Genomic DNA, 21,759 nt, shown 5'->3' with positions numbered 1-21,759 from the left:
AAGAAAATATACACATAAAATACTTAAAATAATTCTTTGTAACGGTGATTGTAAGGATAAAGTAAGATACAATTTCTACTAATGAGTCATGTTTTAGAGGCACAGTCTGCGCGCGGATATACTCTCACGGTTTGTAACCCACCGTTAAATTCTGATAAGCTGCCGTTACTTCGCCAAATTAACGATCGACCTGATGCTATGTGGCAGGTCATGACTGAAGAGCAGCAAACGGGAGAAGGATGGATTGAGCCTATTGAAAATCAAACCTTCGCCGTATTTCCCACCAACCAGTATGTACCTGAACAAGGTGACGGAGTACATTACATGCTCACCTTTGATCTGGGGGACGAATATGCCAAACCTGACAACACTCCGAGAGAAGCTACAGTTGCTGCCGCACGTCAAATGGACACATTCCTTGACACTCCCGATTCCGTTGCTTGCTACAACATGTACTACGGCCGCCGGGACCTGAAGGCACCTTCGATGTCCTGGAGAAACTGGCACATTCACTGTACCACGTTACCTCCCGGGATATTGGCCCCTACTGAACACGGAGACAGCCGGTTACGGGAGCCGGGAGACAGACTCAGAGAGAGGTATTTTATCCGGGAATTTGAAAATTTGCGCACACAGGATCCCGACAGATTTACTGCCCTACGGTATGCACAGGTTCTGACGCCGGAAGAAGAGCAGATGTACCGCTACAACTTCAATGGGGTAGTTGCACGAATGCCGTATATGCACCCGGAGGATTTAGCGCAATCAATGGTTGATATTGATACTCTCTGTAAAGACCTGCATAGAAAAATATTTAGTGCTTCAGTTTCGAATTATGATGAAGTTGCGGCAAGTCATTGGAGAGGACAATATATTCTTCGTCCTGAGGATGAAGTTCAACAGTTTCTTGAAGGTCTGACCGACCCGCTTGAACGGGAATTCTTGACGAAGTCACATCGCGGTATTTTGAGAGGACTTGCTCCTAAAAGGGAGAAAGATGCGATTTATCCGGGACCGTGCTATTCCGTTTCCGTTTTTAAAGATGACCAGTCAATGGTGTTTGTCGTTGATCCACACTCATTCAAAAGAAACGGAGGATTGGAATCACTGGGAATCACACTGGTCCGTCAGAATGATGATCTGATCACTACAGCAGATCGGGCTCAGAGGGCACATGCTTCCTTGGCAATATGAGGTTACCGATTATCTTTTTTCAAAATACAACGTGACGACGGATGTGATGGCCTGTGATCCAGGTTCGAAACTGGCACCACCGCCTCCACCTAACCCAACTGCTCTTTCAGCCATGTATGGATAAACATCAGTCCCGGATGATGTATGTTCAACGACATTTACTACCTTACCGAGTTTAATTCCGAGTTCATCTGCGAGTTTTTTTGCTTCCTCTTTTGCATTATCGATCGCCTTTTTTCTGGCTTCTGCTCTGTATGCAGCCGGATCTTCCACTTCAAAACGGGTATTTTGGATTTCATTTGCTCCTGCTTCCGTTGCGGCAGATATCACCTGTGAGATCTGATCGACATTTTTTGTTTTGATACTCAGGGTTACATTACCGTCATACCCCGTAAGAACATCACGTCCGCTTGAGTAGTCATAAGAAGGATAGACTGAGTAGTTTGAAGTCTTAATATTTTGTTTTTCAATGCCGAGCTTCTGCATCGCTGCAATGATGGCATTGTTTGTTTCATTTATCTGTGACTGCGCTGCATCAACCGTTGCGGCTCTGTTTACCCGGACACCGACATCTACCGTTGCGGTATTCGGAACAATGTCAACTTTTCCTTCACCGGTGACTGAGAGTTCTGTCGTTGTCATGTTCTGAGTAACCTGCACGGGAATACCGATCCGTAAAAGACTCATCAAAAAAACAAAAACGAAAACAAGAACAATAGGGGTTAGTATTAAAAGCAACTGTTTTTTCATAGTACTATCATTATGGCATATCGGGCAGTGAAGTCAATGTGATTTTACTCTGTCTCTATACGCTGATAGACTCTGATGACCGGATGGTCAAAAACGGTCCAGGTCTCTTCAGCCGCTTCATCCGGGAATTCAACCAAGGTTATGCCGAAGATCTCAATACGGGGATAAGATGTAAATTCGGCTACTTGTTCATACCCGAGTTCACCTTCAAACAAAGCTTCGTAGTAAATATTAAGAAGCGGATAATCCTGGCGTAAGCTTTCACAACGTTCAGTTTCGTACCCGCTCAACACACTGTCATACGGTTTGAGTGCGATGGTTCCTTTCTCATTGACATAACAGGTATGATTCCAGAAAATACGTCGTGACGGGACGAAAATATAAGGCGAAATACGTAAATCTGCTGCCAATTCGTCGGAAAGATCCTGATTATTATCAAGTTCATAAAAATCAAATGAAATAGGATGGAGAAGAGTACTGTACACTTTTTCCGGTTCTACTAAAGGATTCGGCAGCGGCACATCGACGACATTTGCCGTTTCGGCCAGAATGCTTGTCGTTGAGGGAATATTTTCATACATCCAGCGGGATGCGACAAAACGGACATCGGGAGTCTGATAAATCGTGAGATACGCCATACCGGGAACAATAATGACAAATGCTCCAATTATCAGCACAAGCCGCGAAAGCGGACCGCTTTTCTGAACAAGATTATAAAAAAATGCCGTACCGAACAGAACTGAAACCGGAAAAACCGGAGCAATAAACCGAGTCCATTTTGCATACATGACGGCATTGGGAATAAAAAGCACTAAAAAAATAAACCGCATCAGATTGTAGTGTCTGTTCCAGGGAAGCAGGAAAAATCCGGCAGCTGAAAGCACAAACATCGGCCAGCCCAGCGTATAGGGGAAAATCTTTATAAACTGAAAAATAAACGGAATTGTATATTCAAATTGTCTCGTATAAAAAGCACGGTATGTTCCCAGTCCCACCGCAGACTCATAGTTCATCGAATGGACAAATCCTTCCCAGTCAATAATATTAAAAGGAGAAGTAATCACAAAAAACAGCGTAGAAAAAGCGGCTATCTTCATTAGGGCAAACCAATATGATCCAAACTTCTCCCACGATCTCTCTTCAATGAAGCGGGATATCAGGACAAAAAACGGAATTGCGGCAAAAAGCCCGGCTGAAACTTTAGTCGAAAACGCAAGACCCAAAAGAATCCCCGTTGTCCTGACATATTTAGCCGTATGGATATTGTGATCCATATACCGTATAGAGTAATACAAAAGAATACTCACAAACATCATCAGGAGAGATTCAGTCGTACCATAATGAGAGAACTGAATAAACGACGGAACAAACGTCAGGAGTAACACAGTCACAAGAGCACGAAGTTTTGTCAGTTTAAAAAGGTGATCAAGTATCCTGTACAAGTACAATACCGTCATGAGGGATGCTAGTGCTGACACTGATCGGAGTACCAAAGTCACCGTTTCAAAACGAAGAACTTCAAATTCGCCTAAAAGCGACCGGACAATCATTGAAAGGATAAATGTAAGATATAAGGGGAACTGACCGTATGCAAAAAAGTGGGGATTGTAACATTCCTGAAAAACAGGGGTATTGCAGTCGAGCTGCAGGATAGAGACAACCATGTTGCGTTCATCAGGATGCATCGGATACGGTAATCCCCAATGCAATCCCACAAAACGGGTGTAAATCACGAGGGACAAAAGCAGAATCAAAAATAGTGAAACTTGAATCGTCTTAAATCGCATGAGTATATTGTAATTTAGATCCGGGATGGTATAATTATGCTTGATTTCTCGTCATAATATTACTATTATATGACTTATTATTAAATTACAGTTGAAAAAGCAAAAATAGCGCTTTATCGAAACCAGTATGAGTAACTACGAACTAACCTTCCTCGTTGAAGATCCAAAAACTCTCAAGAAACTTGAAGAAATGTTAACATCTTTTTCCGGAAAAAAAATGCAGGAACAAGCCTGGGGAAAGAGACTTCTGACATTTCCGATAGACAAAAAAACAGCAGCAGAGTACTACACATGGAACATTCAGATTGCACCAAATCAGCTGAATGAATTTAAAACCAAACTCAATTACGAAAATCTTCTTTTGAGATACCTGTTCCTTGCACAGGAAGAAGTCCCGGCACAACCGAAAATGAAAACGGTCAAAAAAGAAGTAAAGGAAGAATCACAAGAAGAAGCTGAAGAAGAAATAAAGTAATTTCGGGATCTAACCATTACCATTTAATCAAGAATTATGTCAAGCCGATCAATCAACAAAGTAACCTTACTCGGAAACCTCACACGTGATCCCGAACTGAAATATACCCCGAACAATACAGCAGTCTGTACGTTTGGCGTTGCCACAAACCGCTCATGGACCACGGCAGACGGACAAACGAAGGAAGAAGCGCAGTACCACCGGATTGTAGCCTGGCAAAAGCTTGCCGAGCTCTGCAGCAAATTACTGACAAAAGGAAGAAAAGTATATCTCGAAGGCAGAATTACCTATCGGGACTATCTTGACAAGAACGGCCAGCAAAGACATATTACGGAAATCGTTTTGGATGACTTTATCGTCTTTAGTGACGGACGACGAGACGGTCAGACAGATCAGGATGATCACGGGAGTGAATCCGAAGACGTTCCCGCTCCGGAGTCCGAGAACCAGGAGTCAAAGAGTAACGCAAACTCAAATGACGAAGATGTCAATCCTGAAGATATTCCGTTCTAAATTAGTATTTAATATATCAATATGAAGTGCTTTTACTGCAAATACAGTATTGAACCCGATTACAAAGATGTCGAAAATCTTGAAAAATTTTTGACACCGCGTAAGAAAATTGTAAGCCGGGAAAAAAGCGGCATTTGTGCAAAACATCAGAGAGCTCTTTCCAAACAGATAAAGTACGCTCGCTATCTTGCACTTATCCCATATACCTCTTATCAGGGATCGAAATAACTGCTATAATCTTTCACATGAAAGTTCCTGTGAAGATTCCTCAAAGTTCGGAGATGCTTATTGAAGCAGGTCAAAGAGTGGATTTTACCACTCCGCTCCTGAAGCGAAAAGGGAAAAAATCAATCCGTATTCCTGTCGCAGAAATTTTGCGTTTTTCTCCTGACAAAATATTTCTCAAACTTCGCAAAACAATCGGTGACCGGATCACTCAGGGTGACCTGTTAGCTGAAGATAAAAGCATGCTGGGTTCAAAGCGGTATCTCAGTCAGATCGACGGAATTTTGAAAGAAATCAACCATGCCGACGGTTCACTCATTATCGAACAGAACAGCGGAGAATCTGACATGCTGCACTGTTTTTTTACCGGTGAAGTTGAGGCAATTTATGACGGATACCTTGATCTGAAAGTCAAAAATGCTCATAAGGTAGAAATAGCAGAACCTATTGAGTACATCGGGGCCGAACTTTTTTATAATCCTGACGGCAACGGAATTCTGGTCGAGGAAGATATTGACGGCAAATGCATAGTAACGGCTGAGCTGAATCCGATGGATCACAGTAAAATTGAAGCACTCGGAGCGCGCGGAATAATTTCTGTAAGAAAATTTCCTTCAATTTCTCTTACGCAGATTATTCTCCACAAACCCGAAGATTTTGAGACTATACTATCTAAGCGGTATCCATTCGTTATCGTCGGTCCCGAAGAAAACACGTTATACTTTTACGAATAATCTTCATGATGATAAAAAACAAAAAATTAACTGATGTCCTGTTGTTTCTCTCAATTGGTATTTTCCTGTTCGGATCAGGGTATAAGTACGCTGAATGGCAAATAAAAAAGGATGCAAGAGCTCAATCTTCCTATACTATTTTCAATGCTACAAACACGACTGCCAAAAATGCCGATGGGGAAAATATTGACTTTAGTCTCTTTTGGGATACCTGGGGCAAGCTCGAAGAAAAATATATAGATGACACGAAACTTGATCCTGAAAAAATGTATTACGGGGCAATAAAAGGCATGGTCGCATCTGTGGAGGATCCTTATACATTCTTCCTTACACCGGAAGAAAATCAACAGTCGAAAGACGATCTCGGCGGAAAGTTCCAGGGAATCGGCGCACAGCTCGGGCTGAAAGACGGGAGAATCGTCGTCGTTTCACCTCTTAAAGATTCACCTGCAGAAGCGGCCGGACTAAGATCAGGAGATGTAATAGCAAAAGTAGACGGGGAATCCACGGACAAGTGGACCCTTACGCAAGCCGTTTCGAAAATACGGGGGGAAGAGAATACCGAAGTCACCCTTACGGTACTGCGCGGCGGCACCGAACTTGATGTTACTATCACCCGACAGGAAATCAAAGTTCCTTCAATAGAACTTTCATATGAAAAATCAGGCAATAAAACGATTGCCCACCTGAGACTCAATCAGTTCGGCGACACCACTAACTCCGAATGGGATAAAGCAGCCAGCGAAATAAGCGCCAAATACCAGGCAGGTGAGATTCACGGTATGGTGCTTGATGTGAGAGGTAATCCCGGGGGATATCTGGAAAGTGCGGTGTATATTGCATCAGAGTTCATTGAGAAAGGAAAAACAGTCGTGAAGCAGGAAACTACCGATAAAAACGATCGCATTTACACGGCAAGACGAACGGGAATTCTCCTTGATATCCCGCTGACTGTTCTTATCAATCAGGGTTCTGCTTCCGCATCGGAAATACTTGCCGGAGCACTCCGTGATCATGGCCGCGCTACTCTTGTCGGTTCGAAAAGTTTCGGGAAAGGATCCGTTCAGGAAGCTCTGGATTTGCAGGAAGGTGCCGGACTTCATGTCACCATTGCAAAATGGATTCTTCCCAACGGTGAATGGATCAACGGAAAAGGTATTGAACCAGAAGTAACTCTTGAAAATGAGGTTGCCGAAGGCAACACAGTAACTGATGAAACAGATGTTCAACTTAAGAAAGCACTTGAGATTACCGCCGCAAAAAAATAATAGTTTACCGTAGCTATAACTTTTATGGAAAAAGTGAAACGTAATATATCCGTCAAGGGACTTATCATTTTTCTGTCAGTAGTTATTCTGGGAGTTTCTGCACTACAACATTACGAACCGGTGCAGGAGACTTCTTTCTTCTCGTCACTTTTCAAAAATGCTCCGTCCCTCAACAACGATAAAAAATCAGAACAGGAAGTAAAAATTGTCAGTGAAGAATCGATAATCATTGATGTTGTAGACAAAGCACTTCCTTCCGTGGTCACAATCGGCATTAAGGTCACACGTCAAGGACAAAGCCGGATTCAGATCGATCCGTTTGATCCCTTTACTCCGTTCCGGGAAACTCCCGGTGAAGAAGAAACCATTGAACAGAATATCGGGAGCGGCTTTATCGTGACCGAGGACGGAATCATTATCACAAATAAGCATGTCGTCCTGGAAACTGATGCGACTTACAAGGTTGTAACAAATGATCAAAAAGAATATGAAGTAACCAATATCTATCGAGATCCGCTGAATGATCTGGCTATTCTCAAGATTGATGCCGACAACCTCACACCGCTTCAACTGGGTGACTCTTCAGAACTGAAGCTGGGACAGCTGGCAATCGCAATCGGGACACCTCTGGGAGAATTCCAGAATACTATCACGACGGGTGTCGTGTCGGGTCTCGGCCGAGGCATCACCGCCGGCTCACCGTATGAAGGCTTCGTCGAGAGACTGGATAGTGTCATACAGACTGATGCGGCAATCAGCCCGGGAAATTCAGGAGGACCGCTTCTCAATTCTTCAGCACAGGTAATCGGAGTGAATACAGCCGTGTCCAGTCAGGGACAGAATATCGGATTTGCGATTCCGGTCAATGTAGTAAAAGATCTTCTTGATACGTTTGAAGCTCAGGGAGGATCGTTCCAAAGACCGTATATCGGTGTACGATACTCAATGGTAGATGAGAAAACCGCTATCCAGAATGATATTGTTGAAGGCGCTTATGTTGACAGTGTCGTACAGGGATCGCCTGCCGATGTTGCCGGTATAGAAGCTGATGATATCATTACCCGGATAGACGGCACAAACATTGACGGAAGTCAGGAAGACAGCCTTGCTAGGGTTATTCTCCGAAAAAGGGTCGGTGATTCAATCACGCTTACCGTGTGGAGAGACGGGGAGACACGTGAAGTTTCTCTTACCGTGGAAGCCTACGAAGAATAGCCGTTCACGTATTTCAATACCGCATTCTTCAATTTGACGTTTCATTTCTGGAAACGCCTCCTCCAGTGTATAATTACTTCATGGCAAACCAACAAATCAAACTCCAAACACTCAAAGGATTCCGTGACTTTTTGCCCTTAGAAAAACGTAACCGTGATTACGTCATCGGCAGAATCAAACAGGTTTTTGAGCGCTTCGGATTTGATCCGATAGAAACACCAACATTGGAATACGCTGCCGTTCTCCAGGGAAAGTACGGGGAAGAAGCGGACAAACTTATGTACACCTTTGAAGATAAAGGCGGACGTATGGTGGGTCTTCGCTATGATCAGACTGTCCCTACGGCACGATTTCTTTCCCAGTATAGCGGCACTCTTCCGAAATACTTTCGCAGATACCAGATCCAGAATGTTTTTCGCGCTGAGAATACTCAGGCAGGAAGATTCCGTGAATTTACCCAATGTGACTGCGATATTTTCGGATCAACTTCCTCTGTAGCCGATGCTGAAATACTTGCCGTTTTTTATCAGGTTTATAAGGAACTTGGTTTTGACAGCTTCATTATCCGTGTAAATGACAGACAGACACTCTTTGAAACCATAAAGCCGTTTGAATCATCTGAGCTTTCAACACTTTCAATTATTCAAACAATCGATAAACTGGACAAAATTCAGGAAGAGGGAGTCGTCGAAGAACTGATGAAAAAAGGATTGCCGAAGGAAAATGCACAGCTTTTACTGAAAAAACTGAACGAGACAAAAGTGCCGATCAATCTGCAGGTGATCCTGGACCAGGCAGAAAAGCTCGGAGTTCCGAAAGCCGTTTTTGAATTTCAACCATATCTTGCAAGAGGATTGGACTATTACACCGGTCTTATTTTTGAGGGGATTATTCCCGAATACGGAAGCGGGTCTGTCGGTGGGGGAGGAAGATATGACAATCTTATTTCAGATCTCGGCGGGCCACAGGTGCCTGCAGTCGGATTTGCAGTCGGATTTGACCGGACGGTAGAGGTTCTTGAAAAGCTCCAATTGATCCCGGATATGGAAAACGGAACTCAGGTTTTAGTAACCGTTTTCGATGAAAAGCTTGCTCCTGTTGCGCTCGAAATTGCAAAAAAATTCAGAGAACAGAACATCAACACAGAAATCATTCCGACAACTGCAGATAAAATCGGAAAACAGCTTAAGTATGCAGACCTAAAGAAAATACCGTTTGTTATAATTGTCGGACCTGACGAAGCAAAAGAGAATAAACTCACCGTTAAAAACATGAAGTCTGGCGAAGAAAAAAGAACCGATATTCAAGAAGCCATAGAAATTTGCAAATAACCGATGAACATCAACTCAAACATTGTCATTATTGAAGCCGCACAGGGCGCTGGAGGAGATGAATCAAAAATATGGGGTCGGGAACTTCTGGTCTCCTATATGAAATTTGCCGAAAAACACGGCATGAAATCCCAGTTTATCGAAGAAAATATTATCCGGATCAAGGGACCGAATGCATTTAACAATTTTAAGAATGAAACGGGAGTTCATAGAGTACAGCGTATTCCGACAACGGAAAAGCGCGGCCGTATCCATACTTCAACAGCCGTTATCATTGTCACGCCGCAAATTTCGCAAAATGAGGTACAGATCAACCAGGGAGATCTGGATTGGCAGTTTTACCGTGCGGGAGGTCACGGAGGCCAGAACGTCAATAAAGTTGCATCGGCCGTGAGACTGACACATAAGCCGACCGGTGTGGTCGTCACCTCAAGTCAGGAACGGACACAGCAGGCAAACAGGCAGATTGCTCTCGAGTTGCTTGCAGGTAAACTCTATCAGCTAGAAGAGGAAAAGAAAAAAGGAATGATGTTTTCATACGTTAAAGATATCGGAAACGGAGAACGAGCAGAAAAAATCCGTACCTACAATTTTCCTCAAAGCCGTCTCACTGATCACCGAATCAACAAGAGCTTTCACAACCTTGAAGATATCATCGATCAGGGAAAGTGGGAAAAGGTTTTTGCAGCTTTCAACTAGACCTCATCTGAATAATTTATTATAGCTTGATAGCAAGCTGTAAAATTGATTTCTTTTTGATATCGGATATAATATCCAATGCCTCATTCAACAGCAGAAAATCCGTTTGCCCTCTGGGAATCCAGTCTATACCAAGCTTGTACGAAAATAAACGGGTCATACCATTTACGGGATGCTTTATATATGAACGAAAGGAACGACTTTGGTTCCTACGCTCCGGATATACTTTCGCATAGACTTTATGCAAAAGCCTCTCCATATACCGTTTTGAATGTCGGAATCGGGACAGGGGCTGAAGCAATTCCTCTTTTTAACCTCTATGCCCAGTATAGTCGGCTGCCTCAGTTGTATTTAGGAACGAATGTTGTCACTCCTCCTGATTTCAGACTGACTGAAGAGTTCATGCAAACGAGATTTCCGACGATACCGTTTGAATACAGAAATGGTTTCTTTATGGAAGACGGGATTGGAACAGAATCCGTATCGCTTTTTCTCGCAAGTAGGGTAGCGGAGTGGTCCGATGATCCGATCCGATGGTTTTCAGAAGCATATCGCTCGCTTCAGCCGGGTGGGATAGGAATTGTACACTCATCACGGCAATTTCCGCGCTTTGATAATGCGGTAATCAATGAAGTATTACAAGAGGCGGGAATTGCTACGATTCTGGTAGATCGTGCTCCCGACCTGGATCAATATACTGAAACGAACAGAATCTACCTTTATAAACCTCATAATGATGCCATGACCGAGTTTCCGGATTGGGTAGAAACAAACCCTCACCGGTTCGAAACGCATTTCAATGCACTTTCAGCAACAAGTCATCGTAGGGACGTCATATGATCTGAATAAGTTACGAAAGATATGGCACTCATAGGGGAACTAACATCTATGAGTAAATGGGGAGGAGATCAGCTTCGAGTAATTAGGAGTTATGACTGGCAGTACAATAGAGATCTTATGAAAAAGATACGATCTCTATCAGACTACAATCAGTCAGATGTAGCACAAATCAGAAACGATGTTCTGACATTTGCAGAGAAGTACGGGATACAAGCTGCAGTTGATGCATATGGGATATCACGAAGGACATTGTTTCGATGGAGGAAGAGACGGCGAGATTCAGAAGGGCAGTTGGATAGCCTGATACCAGAGACAACCAAGCCAAAGACACCCCGACGTATGGAGACTCACCCGAAGGTCATATCCTTTATCAAAGAGATTCGAGAACAATACTTTTGTTTGGGAAAGGAGAAGATCAAGCCCTTACTTGATGAGTATTGCCTACAGGAAGGAATTTCAACTATATCTGAGTCAACCATTGGAAAAGTGATCAAAAGACACAACCTGCAGCGCAAGACCTACCGGATCTATCACAATCCAGCAAGTGGCTTTGCAAAACGGAAAGTAAAGTACCGACAGAAGGTCAAGCGGTCTCCCCAAGGTGGAAGATACCGGATACATTGAGATTGATACCATCACGAAGTTTGTACACGGAATCAAGCTGTATGTCTTCAATGCAGTGGACATCAAACTCAAATTCCAGTTCTCCTACGGATACTCAAAACTCAACAGCCGAAACGGTGCTGATTTTATGAGAAGACTGGAACTAGTATACCCAATACAAGATGGTATAAAAACCATACAAACAGATAACGGCCTCGAGTATCTGGGAAACTTCCATGACTATCTGGAAGAAAACAATATCCCACACCTCTTTATCTACCCCAGATGTCCCAAGATCAATGCCTTTATTGAGCGAGCAAACAGAACACTCCAGGAAGAATTTATGAACCCCTACATCTATACCAAGTGGACCGGTATCGGATCATTCAATCGTCACCTTATTGAATACCTCGTCTGGTACAATACAAAGCGAGTTCACAAAAAGCCTGAACAATATTTCACCTATGGATTACCTATTATCTATTTTACCTAAAGAGTGCCATATGTATGGAACTCATACATGATCTTGAGAAATTCGGATTACATGGTATAATAAAATTTCTATGCAAACACAGATCCATCCAAAATATTTTGAAGAAGCTACAGTTTCATGTTCTTGTGGCAACACTTTTACTACCGGATCAACGAAAAGTTCGATCTCGGTCGAGGTGTGCTCCAAGTGTCATCCTTTCTATACCGGGGAACAGCGATTCCTTGATACAAAAGGTACTGTAGATAAATTCTTGAAGAAACAACAGGAAGCAAAGAAATATCAGGCAAAAATGGCTTCCAAGAAATCGAAAAAACAAGGAACTCAGGATCGTTCAACAAAAAGTTTGAAAGAACTTTTGAGCGAAGCTTAAGCATAGACTTGCAAATAGACAAGAAGTCTATTAGAATAGGAACTCTAATTATAAGTCACCAGGACCTGCGGTCGTCAAGTAATTGACCATAAATCCTCAGGTAGGGTCCCGATACATATCGGGAACAAGTGATACACATATGGTAAACACTCAGAAAAAAGGGATCGTTACTTCTGTGATCGAAGTCCTCAAGAATGCAAATAACTTTGCGCTTATCCAGTTTGAAAAAACTACTCATAAAGATCTTGAAACTCTTCGCAAGGATCTGAAAAAGAAAGACGCAAAACTGCAGGTAGTGAAGAACACTTTATTCGAAAAAGCAGTTAATAAGCTTTCCGAAGAAAGTAAAGAATATCGTGAAGTCCGTGATAAGCACTTTCCCCTGAAAGCTACAAGTGCCGTCATTATGTTTAAAGGTGATTGGGCTGACGCTCTTAAATCATATTTTACCGCTTCAAAAGAGAATGAATCATTTTCATTCAAGTTCGGACTTATTGAAAACAATGCATATGATGCAGAGGGTCTGAAGAAACTGGCACAGCTTCCCGGAAAGGATGAACTTGTTGCCAAGCTTCTCGGAGCTATGAAAAACCCGATGGTCCGCACAACCCGTGCCATCAAGAATCCGATGCAGAAATTTGTATATATTTTGAACGCAAAAGCAAAACAAGGCTAACAGCATTTTTTACTATTTACTCATATCATTGAGAGGAGGTGCAAGAAATACATGGCAGAAGAAACAAAAAACGAAGTAACATTGAATGACAAACTTCAGAAGATTGCAGACAGTATCGAAGGACTTACAGTCGTCGAAATGGCAGACCTTGCAAAATATCTTGAAGAAAAATTCGGTGTCTCAGCTATGCCTATGATGGCAGCAGCACCTGCAGCAGCCGGAGCAGCTGAAGCAGCACCTGCAGAAGAGAAAACAACATTCAACGTTGTCATAACAGCAGCAGGAGATCAGAAACTTGCAGTCATTAAAGCAGTTCGCGAAATCAAACAGGATCTCGGACTTATGGATGCAAAGAAAATGGTCGAATCAGCACCAGCAGAACTTTTGACAGATGTCAAAAAGGAAGAAGCCGAAGCAGCAAAAGCAAAACTTGAAGCCGCAGGCGCAACTGTTGAACTTAAATGACAAGAGGGATAGTAACTATTCCTCTTGTCATCCTGAACTTGTCACGAAGTGATCAATAAGGTATCAGGAACTGACAAATAAAGAATGTTGAAACTCACCTTCTTGGTGACAGATTCAGCATGACAAGACCAGCCGTCCGTTTCACAAAAACGGACGGTTTTTTTATGGGAAATTGTAGCCTTGACTGCTACAATTCCACGCGGTATTATGTTATAATCTTTTTTTAACTTCATAAATCAAATACATATACATATGCCCAAAAACGATACAAAACAAAACTACGGTGCGGAATCCATTACAGTTCTTGAAGGTCTTGATCCGGTACGGAAACGCCCTGGAATGTACATCGGTACGACAAGTCAGGCAGGTGTAAATCACTCACTGAATGAAATCGTTGATAACGGTATTGATGAGGCTCTTGCAGGATACGCTAACAATATTCATGTTGTTGTCGAAGAAAACGGATATCTTACCGTTTTTGATGACGGACGGGGAATTCCTGTAGAAAAAGTCGCAAAATACAACAAATCCGCTCTTGAATTGGTCATGACAATGCTTCATGCCGGCGGTAAATTCGGTCAGGGTGCATACAAGGTGTCAGGAGGACTTCACGGGGTAGGAGCATCGGTAGTAAATGCACTTTCAGAGCATCTCATTGCTGAAGTCAAACGCGAAGGGAAAGTATACAGACAGGAATATCATCGTGGAGTACCGGCTTATGATACGAAGGTCGTACCGTCTTCCATGCTCAATATGCCGTTTGAAACAGGAACTGCAGTATCTTTTAAGCCGGATCCGGAAATATTTAAGGAGACAACAGAAATTAACTATCCGAAATTTAAAAAGCAAATTAAGGAAAAGGCTTATCTTATCCCCCACGTGTTTTTTAGAATAGAAAACAAAAAGGAACATGACCGCTCAGCGTACTATTTCGAAGGCGGAATTCTTTCGCTTATCCGGGACATGAATAAAGGGAAGAAAGTTCTCCATGATCCTATCAAAATCAAAAGCGGTGAAGGAGATATTGAGGTAGAAGTAGCGGTGCAGTTTAATGACTCGCTGATTGAAAATGTTCACACGTTCGTCAACGTGATCAATACCGTCGAAGGCGGAACTCATCTTACGGGGTTCCGAACTGCTCTCACGAAATCAATCAATGATTACGCAAGAAAAGTGCTTGCTGAGAAAGATTTTAAAGAAAGTTTCTCAGGAAATGATATCAAAGAAGGACTTTCAGCAGTAGTATATGTCAAGATGCCGTCAAATGACTTACAGTTTGAAGGTCAGACAAAAGGGAAGCTCGGAAACTCCGAAGTACAGTCAGTAGTTCAGACCACTGTAAACAAAGCACTTGATATCTATTTTGAAGAAAATCCCCGTGATGCCAAGGAAATTATAGGTAAAATTCTTCTCGCCCAGCGGGCACGGTTTGCCGCAAAAGCCGCAAAAGATGCCGTTCTCCGAAAAGGAGCGCTTGAAGGATCCGCATTGCCGGGAAAACTGGCTGACTGTCAGGAAAAAGATCCGACAAAATCAGAAATTTTTATTGTTGAGGGAGATTCGGCAGGCGGAAGTGCAAAGTCAGGACGGGACCGACGGACTCAGGCTATTTTGCCGCTTTTCGGGAAGATTTTGAACACCGAACGATACCGTCTGGACCGGGTGATCGGTTCCGACAAGTTCAAAGACCTGATTGTCGCATTGGGAGCCGGCATCGGTGACCAATTTGATATCAGTCGCGCCCGGTATCACAAGATCATCATTATGACCGATGCCGATATCGACGGATCTCATATCAAAACGCTGTACCTGACATTCTTTTTCAGACATTTGCATCAGTTTGTAGCGCAGGGAATGGTGTATGTTGCAGTCCCGCCGCTTTATAAAGCATCCCGCGGAAAAGAGAAACTGTATCTTTATACTGATGAAGACAAAGACAAATTTATGAAAGATCACACCGGTGAAAACTGGAATATTCAGCGGTTTAAAGGTTTGGGAGAAATGAATGCGGAAGAACTCTGGGAGACAACCATGAACCCCGAAGCAAGATTACTCAAGCAGATTAACATTGACGACGCTGAAGAAGCTGATCTGACGTTTACCATGCTTATGGGAGAAGAAGTGCCGCCGCGCAAGAAATTCATCACCACTCATGCAAAGCTGGCAGAACTGGATATCTAATTTTAATAATTTTTAAAATACATATGGATCTTAAAAAACTGAAAATCGGAGATAATCCGCCGGAAGTAGTAAATGTCGTCGTGGAAATCCCCCAAGGATCACTGGTAAAGTACGAACTTGACAAAGAATCCGGTTTTATTGTTGCGGACAGATTCCATTACACTGCAATGCCGTATCCTTTCAACTATGGTTTTATCCCGAATACTCTTGCTGATGACGGTGATCCGGTCGATGTCATGGTCGTATCATCCCAACCGCTTGCAGTGGGAATTGTCATCTCAGTACGGGTTATCGGTATGCTTGAGATGGAAGACGAAGCCGGTGTCGATACCAAAGTTATTGCCGTACCGACCACCAAAGTAGATCCGTTTTATGCACATATCGATGACGTGGCAGATCTTGACGAGCCTACTCAAAAGAAAATTAAACACTTTTTCGATCATTATAAAGAACTTGAACCGGGAAAATGGGTGAAAACGAAAGCATTCCTCGGTAAAGGAGAAGCCTTTAAAGAGATTGAGAAGTGTATTAAAAAATAATTATTAATTTCATACTTTTATGGAAAACCAACAACTTGCTGGTTCGGGAGCCCGTTTCGTTTCTTTTCTTATTGATGCGATTATTCTCGGTATTGTCGGAGCCCTTCTCGGTCAGACAGCCGAATCAGGTGCTTTGGGTATGGTTGTTGGAGCTGCATACTATATCTTTTTCTGGGTCAAACAGGACGGCCAGACTCTGGGCAAGAAAGCAATGCATATCAAAGTAGTCCGGACTGACGGAAAACCGATGGACTGGATGACTGCAGGACTCCGATATATCGGATATATCGTCTCAGGTATTCCGCTCCTTCTCGGATATATCTGGATTCTGTTTGACGGCAAAAAGCAGGGATGGCATGACAAAATTGCCAATACATACGTCGTAAAAGTATAAATTGTTCTTGTAACTTATTCATGAATCTATGACAAACATCAACCTCGCACCGATTACGGAAGAAATGAAAAAAGCGTATCTTGATTACGCTATGTCAGTTATCGTCTCACGTGCCTTGCCGGATGTCCGTGACGGACTGAAGCCTGTCCATCGCCGCATTCTGTACGCTATGTACAAGATGGGATTATCTGCGGGAGGACGATATTCTAAATCAGCAAAAGTAGTCGGAGAGGTTCTGGGAAAATATCATCCGCACGGTGATGCTTCCGTATATGATGCACTTGTCCGTCTTGCACAGGATTTTTCGATGCGGTATCCGCTCGTAAACGGCCAGGGGAACTTCGGTTCAATCGACGGTGATCCGCCGGCTGCCATGCGTTACACGGAAGTAAAACTCACCAAAATCGCGGAAGAGATGATGTTTGACATCGATAAAGAAACGATTACGTGGACCGACAATTTTGACGGAACTCTAAAAGAACCGCATTATGTACCGGCAAAGCTTCCGAACCTTCTTCTGATGGGAGCGGAAGGAATTGCAGTCGGTATGGCGACCAAAATCCCGACCCACAATCTTACTGAGGTAATCGATGCAGTAGTACATCTTATTGATAATGCAAAATTTGCACCTGAAACTGCTGAGGTTGCAGAAGTTCCGGCTCCCGTGACTCAAGGAACTACAGAAACATCCGATCCGGTAAAAGCGGAACCGGCAATTTCAAAACCCACCGATCACAAACTGATGTTTGATGCTGATCTTGATCAGATTATGGAATACATTCAGGGACCTGATTTCCCGACGGGAGGCATCATATACGGCTCAAAGGATATTAAACAGGCATATCAGACTGGGAGAGGAAAGATTCTGGTACGGGGAATCGTTGAGGAGGAAGATCTCGGAAAAGGGAAAATGGCAATCGTCGTTTCCGAACTTCCGTATCAGGTAAACAAAGCAAATCTTGTTTCCAAAATTGCACGGCTCGTCATTGATAAAAAGATAAACGGAATTTCAGATCTGCGTGATGAATCTGATCGAGACGGAATCCGGGTTGTCATCGAGCTCAAAAGAGATGCCGTTTACAAAAAGGTTTTGAATAATCTGTATAAACATACGGAGCTTCAGACAACCTTTCCGGTAAATATGGTCGTATTGGTGGAAGGCGTCCCGCAAACTCTGTCGCTCAAAACGATTTTGGAACTATACATCCGACATCGTATTGATATCATTCGCAGAAGATCAGAGTATGAACTTGCTCAGGCAAAACATCGGGCACACATTCTTGAAGGTTATATCATCGCTCTCGACAATATTGATGAAGTAATTGAGATTATCAGAAAATCAAAAGATGAGCCGACCGCTCGACAGAGTTTGATGAAAAAATTCGGTCTTTCTGAAATCCAGTCTCAGGCTATTCTTGACATGCAACTTAAAAGACTGACAGGTCTTGAAAGAGACAAAATTGAAGAAGAACTTGCAAAACTCCGTGAACTCATCAATTATCTTGAAGAGCTTTTGAAAGATGTATTCAAGATTCTCGGTGTCATCAAGGATGAACTGAAGGAATTGAGAGAAAAGTTTGGCGATAAACGTCGAACGAAAGTTCAGAAAAATAAACCCGGCGAAATCACCGAAGACATGCTTATTGCAAATAAAGAAGTCATCGTCGTCCTCACAAAAGAAGGATATATCAAACAGGTACCGAGAGAAACATTCAAAGTACAGAAACGCGGCGGAAAGGGTGTATCGGGCATGACAACGAAAGAGAGCGATGATATCTTCTATATCACGACAGCCATGACTCATGATTTTATGCTGTTTTTCACCAATCAAGGTCGCGTATTCAAAAACCGTGTGTGGGAAATTCCGCAGGGATCACGTACTTCAAAAGGAAAAGCCATTGTGAACCTTCTTACGCTCCGACCGAATGAGAATGTGACATCTGTCCTTTCATTCAATGAAGAAGAGTTCCAAAAGAAAAAGGATTCAACAAATATTCTGATGCTTACTAAACTTGGATTAGTCAAAAAAACTGAGTTTGATAAATACTCAAATATTCGAAGCAACGGACTTATTGCAATCACCTTGAATGACGATGACGAGCTTTTGACTTCCAAACTGACTGACGGAAATATGAATGTGATGCTTGTCAGTCGCGGCGGAAAAGCTATACTTTTCAAAGAAAAGGAAGTCCGTGAAACCGGACGTGCTTCACGGGGTGTGAAGGGTATTGATCTTGGGAAAGGCGACACGGTAGTCGCAGCTGATGTGTTTACCAATGAGGATCTGAAGAAATCAATTCTCGTTATGGGCGAAAAAGGTATCGGCAAACGGGTACAGATGAAGCACTTCAAAGACCAGCACCGCGGCGGAAAAGGAGTAAAAATTGCTCCTGCTGACAAGAAAATGGGACAAATCGCATTTGCCCAGATCATTGAACCTGAAGATAATACAATTATCATCACCAGTCAACACGGACAGGTAGTAAAAACTGATGTAAAGTCAATCCCGTCATACTCCCGTTCGGCAAAAGGTGTCATTCTGATGAGGTTCTCAAAACCGAATGACAAGGTTGTAAGCGCAACATTTATTTAAGAAAATTATCCTATAATATTGATTTAGCCCCGAAAATAGGCTATAATATCTCCTGTGGATCAGAGCAGCCCATATGCTTGGGTTCTTTCTGTACACAAATCGTAAAAGCTGTAGTACTTTGCAAGAAAGAGGAGAGCATGAGTATCCACAAACTCAACAACGCAGACACAAGCTTTGTGCACTTCGCAAGTGCAGTGAAAGACGATGATGTACTCATTGTGAAATCCGAAAATGAATGTGCTGCAACTCGCCTTGCAGGGGACAACCAACTGTATATTGTTCTCTCCGAAGGTAATAGTGAGAATGAAGAAGAGAGATGGGTCTCATGGATGAGCATTCCGTCTGAAATTCTCGTGAAACTGCTCCGCGCGTCAGCACAACCATCAGTGTATGAAGCCCTGAATGAAATTTGGGCATACGTGGAGTACATGGGAGGCTGGTCGGATGAATTCGAGTCAGTCTTCAGCGAGAGGTCGCCCATAACGACTGAACGAGCCATAGAGCTCCTGGGCTACGATTGGCGCGAACATCTTTAGTCAAGTACACGGTGATAGGGCGGGCGCATTTCTGCGCCCGCCCGACACCCCAAAAGTTTCTGTATAATAAGCAAATGAATATACCCTGTGGCGAAATTGCACAACATCTTCAGGAAGAACTTATTCAAAGAGTGCAGTCGTTAAAAAATTCCGGCATATCTCCCAAACTGGTCACGATTCTTGTCGGTTCTGAGCCCGAACAACTTTCATTTGTTAATATTAAAAAACGCACCGGCGAAAAGATCGGAGTGGAGTTTGAACTTGTTCACCTTGCCGAAGAACCGTCAGCTGAAGATTTCAAACGCATCGTTTCAGAAAAAGCACGGGATCCGAAAACGACGGGAATCATCATTCAGCATCCGTTTCCTGAAAGCTATAACACGAAAGAGATCTATCAGCTTATCCCTCCCAAAAAAGAAATCGAAGGTCATCACCCCGAATCGACTTTTCACTTTCCTCTCAGCATAGCAGTTTTGAGCGGTCTGAAATATATTATCGCAAGAGAGGCAGGGGAGAATAATCCGCATGAGGTTATGGTCAATTTTTCCGAGGATAAAGACTCCTTTTATCAATTTTTGCAGAATAAGAATATTGTCATTGCCGGACGGGGAATCACGGGAGGAGCACCGATTGCAAAAGCACTGGAAGATATCGGCGTTTCATTTACCGTCGCACACTCTCAAACCCCCGATCCGCAGGAAGCATATAAATCCGCAGATATCATCATCACCGCTACGGGAAGAAAGATTATCACACCCTCTGATCTCCGTGAGGGAGTCATCCTTCTGAACGTCGGTCTCAGAAAAGAAAACGGTAAACTGAAAGGGGACTATGATGAAGAGGAAATACGGAATATCGCATCTTATTATACCCAGACCCCCGGCGGACTCGGTCCGCTTGATGTACTGTATCTTTTTAAGAACGTCATTGAAGCAGCCAAGGTATGATCCATATTATCACGGGACAAACTGCGACCGGTAAAACTGCCTACGCACTGGAGCTCGCGCGCAAGCTTGACGGTGAACTCATCAATGCCGACTCAAGGCAGATATACAAGAGACTTGACATTATCACTGGGAAAGATCTGGATCTGACCGACGGGACATTTATCATGCATAAACAGTACAACGGTTTGGATATCGGATACTATGGATTAAAAGCCGGTTCACGGATCTGGCTGTATGATATTCTTCCTCCGAACAAACCGTTTTCTGCTTTTGAATTTGTCGGACTTGCAACCCAGGTCATTGAAGATATCCAAAAGCGGGGTAAAACGCCAATTATTGTCGGCGGTACTTTTTTCTATATTCAGCAGCTTCTTTACGGGACTTCCGATTTCCAGGTAGAACCTGATCAGACGCTGCGTTCTGAACTTAACGAAAAAACGGTTCATGAACTGCAAAAAATTCTCAGGGAAAAAAACCCGGATCTGTTTTTGTCTCTCAATAACAGCGAAAAACATAATCCTCAACGACTCATCAGAAAAATTGAGATTGAGACACATATGAAAGGCGGATCGGCAGGAAATCCAAATGAACCTTGGAATGAAAATGACTTTTCCTTAGTCGGTTTTATATACGAAAATAAAGAAGATCTCAGAGTACGGATTACGGAAAGAGTAGAGAAGAGACTGCAGCAAGGAGCCATTGATGAAGTAAAAACACTGCTTGATAGTGGATTTCAGGCGCAGGATCCCGGAATGAGAACCATCGGGTACGCACAAGTTATCGAATATTTGGAAGGAAGTACAGACAAGGAGACAATGAAGGAACGATGGATCTCGAAGGAAATGCAATACGCCAAACGACAGCTGACATTGATGAAAAAAGATCAACACATCAGGTGGGAGAAGGTATAGAAAAGCAATCTCTATATTGC

Annotated in this window: 24 protein-coding genes; 22 read left to right on the top strand and 2 right to left on the bottom strand. The window is 43.0% G+C overall.

Annotated features, from left to right (window positions below; translation table 11 throughout):
- Positions 1-81 precede the first annotated feature (81 nt).
- Positions 82-1,194: a hypothetical protein gene (locus IPM65_05250; GenBank protein ID QQS43530.1), complete on the top strand. Its 1,113-nt coding sequence runs from the start codon at positions 82-84 to the stop codon at positions 1,192-1,194.
- Between the two features lie 9 nt (positions 1,195-1,203).
- On the opposite strand, the gene IPM65_05245 is transcribed toward IPM65_05250, so the two are convergent.
- Positions 1,204-1,944 (bottom strand): SIMPL domain-containing protein, encoded by a 741-nt coding sequence (locus IPM65_05245; protein QQS43529.1) that lies wholly within the window; start codon positions 1,942-1,944, stop codon positions 1,204-1,206.
- 44 nt (positions 1,945-1,988) lie between these two features.
- Positions 1,989-3,731: a glycosyltransferase family 39 protein gene (locus IPM65_05240; GenBank protein ID QQS43528.1), complete on the bottom strand. Its 1,743-nt coding sequence runs from the start codon at positions 3,729-3,731 to the stop codon at positions 1,989-1,991.
- A 127-nt stretch (positions 3,732-3,858) separates the two neighbouring features.
- Here IPM65_05240 and rpsF point away from each other — a divergent pair, with 127 nt between their 5' ends.
- The 21 genes from rpsF to IPM65_05135 all read left to right on the top strand — a co-directional run bounded on the left by rpsF (position 3,859) and on the right by IPM65_05135 (position 21,739).
- Complete coding sequence (rpsF, locus tag IPM65_05235; GenBank protein ID QQS43527.1) at positions 3,859-4,206, top strand: 30S ribosomal protein S6; 348 nt, start codon at positions 3,859-3,861, stop codon at positions 4,204-4,206.
- A 36-nt stretch (positions 4,207-4,242) separates the two neighbouring features.
- The gene (locus IPM65_05230) at positions 4,243-4,719 is read left to right on the top strand and encodes a single-stranded DNA-binding protein (GenBank protein ID QQS43526.1); all 477 of its coding nucleotides are present in this window, start codon (positions 4,243-4,245) and stop codon (positions 4,717-4,719) included.
- A gap of 21 nt (positions 4,720-4,740) precedes the next feature.
- The gene (locus tag IPM65_05225) at positions 4,741-4,947 is read left to right on the top strand and encodes a 30S ribosomal protein S18 (protein ID QQS43525.1); all 207 of its coding nucleotides are present in this window, start codon (positions 4,741-4,743) and stop codon (positions 4,945-4,947) included.
- A 17-nt stretch (positions 4,948-4,964) separates the two neighbouring features.
- Positions 4,965-5,678, top strand: a complete 714-nt coding sequence (locus IPM65_05220) for a hypothetical protein (protein QQS43524.1) — start codon at positions 4,965-4,967, stop codon at positions 5,676-5,678.
- Between the two features lie 8 nt (positions 5,679-5,686).
- Positions 5,687-6,946, top strand: coding sequence for a S41 family peptidase (locus tag IPM65_05215; GenBank protein ID QQS43523.1), 1,260 nt, complete (start codon positions 5,687-5,689; stop codon positions 6,944-6,946).
- Between the two features lie 24 nt (positions 6,947-6,970).
- Positions 6,971-8,161 (top strand): trypsin-like peptidase domain-containing protein, encoded by a 1,191-nt coding sequence (locus IPM65_05210; GenBank protein ID QQS43522.1) that lies wholly within the window; start codon positions 6,971-6,973, stop codon positions 8,159-8,161.
- Between the two features lie 80 nt (positions 8,162-8,241).
- On the top strand, positions 8,242-9,492 hold the full coding sequence (hisS, locus tag IPM65_05205) for a histidine--tRNA ligase (GenBank protein ID QQS43521.1): 1,251 nt from the start codon (positions 8,242-8,244) through the stop codon (positions 9,490-9,492).
- Positions 9,493-9,495: 3 nt separating this feature from the next.
- Positions 9,496-10,191: a PCRF domain-containing protein gene (locus tag IPM65_05200; GenBank protein QQS43520.1), complete on the top strand. Its 696-nt coding sequence runs from the start codon at positions 9,496-9,498 to the stop codon at positions 10,189-10,191.
- Between the two features lie 183 nt (positions 10,192-10,374).
- Positions 10,375-11,031, top strand: coding sequence for a methyltransferase domain-containing protein (locus IPM65_05195; protein ID QQS43519.1), 657 nt, complete (start codon positions 10,375-10,377; stop codon positions 11,029-11,031).
- A 48-nt stretch (positions 11,032-11,079) separates the two neighbouring features.
- Complete coding sequence (locus IPM65_05190) at positions 11,080-11,655, top strand: helix-turn-helix domain-containing protein (GenBank protein QQS43518.1); 576 nt, start codon at positions 11,080-11,082, stop codon at positions 11,653-11,655.
- Positions 11,633-12,127, top strand: coding sequence for a transposase (locus IPM65_05185; GenBank protein QQS43517.1), 495 nt, complete (start codon positions 11,633-11,635; stop codon positions 12,125-12,127). Before IPM65_05190 ends, IPM65_05185 begins: the two co-directional genes overlap by 23 nt.
- A gap of 70 nt (positions 12,128-12,197) precedes the next feature.
- Complete coding sequence (gene rpmE, locus IPM65_05180; protein QQS43516.1) at positions 12,198-12,497, top strand: 50S ribosomal protein L31; 300 nt, start codon at positions 12,198-12,200, stop codon at positions 12,495-12,497.
- Positions 12,498-12,636: 139 nt separating this feature from the next.
- On the top strand, positions 12,637-13,173 hold the full coding sequence (locus IPM65_05175; protein ID QQS43515.1) for a 50S ribosomal protein L10: 537 nt from the start codon (positions 12,637-12,639) through the stop codon (positions 13,171-13,173).
- A gap of 51 nt (positions 13,174-13,224) precedes the next feature.
- A complete protein-coding gene (gene rplL, locus IPM65_05170) occupies positions 13,225-13,638 on the top strand; it encodes a 50S ribosomal protein L7/L12 (GenBank protein QQS43514.1) in 414 nt (137 codons plus the stop codon).
- Positions 13,639-13,890: 252 nt separating this feature from the next.
- Positions 13,891-15,819, top strand: coding sequence for a DNA gyrase subunit B (locus tag IPM65_05165; protein ID QQS43513.1), 1,929 nt, complete (start codon positions 13,891-13,893; stop codon positions 15,817-15,819).
- A gap of 23 nt (positions 15,820-15,842) precedes the next feature.
- The gene (gene ppa / locus IPM65_05160) at positions 15,843-16,358 is read left to right on the top strand and encodes an inorganic diphosphatase (protein ID QQS43512.1); all 516 of its coding nucleotides are present in this window, start codon (positions 15,843-15,845) and stop codon (positions 16,356-16,358) included.
- A gap of 19 nt (positions 16,359-16,377) precedes the next feature.
- Entirely contained in the window at positions 16,378-16,752 is a 375-nt protein-coding gene (locus IPM65_05155; protein ID QQS43511.1) for an RDD family protein, read from the top strand.
- Positions 16,753-16,780: 28 nt separating this feature from the next.
- Positions 16,781-19,345, top strand: a complete 2,565-nt coding sequence (locus tag IPM65_05150) for a DNA gyrase subunit A (GenBank protein QQS43510.1) — start codon at positions 16,781-16,783, stop codon at positions 19,343-19,345.
- Between the two features lie 137 nt (positions 19,346-19,482).
- On the top strand, positions 19,483-19,881 hold the full coding sequence (locus IPM65_05145; GenBank protein QQS43509.1) for a hypothetical protein: 399 nt from the start codon (positions 19,483-19,485) through the stop codon (positions 19,879-19,881).
- 74 nt (positions 19,882-19,955) lie between these two features.
- Positions 19,956-20,828, top strand: coding sequence for a bifunctional 5,10-methylenetetrahydrofolate dehydrogenase/5,10-methenyltetrahydrofolate cyclohydrolase (locus IPM65_05140; GenBank protein ID QQS43508.1), 873 nt, complete (start codon positions 19,956-19,958; stop codon positions 20,826-20,828).
- Positions 20,825-21,739, top strand: a complete 915-nt coding sequence (locus IPM65_05135) for a tRNA dimethylallyltransferase (protein QQS43507.1) — start codon at positions 20,825-20,827, stop codon at positions 21,737-21,739. The genes IPM65_05140 and IPM65_05135 overlap by 4 nt, the downstream gene beginning before the upstream one ends.
- The last annotated feature ends 20 nt before the right edge of the window (positions 21,740-21,759 follow it).

This window comes from Candidatus Roizmanbacteria bacterium (assembly GCA_016700135.1).
Lineage (GTDB): Bacteria > Patescibacteriota > Microgenomatia > UBA1406 > GWC2-37-13 > UBA1450.
This window is presented reverse-complemented; position numbering and strand designations above follow the sequence as displayed.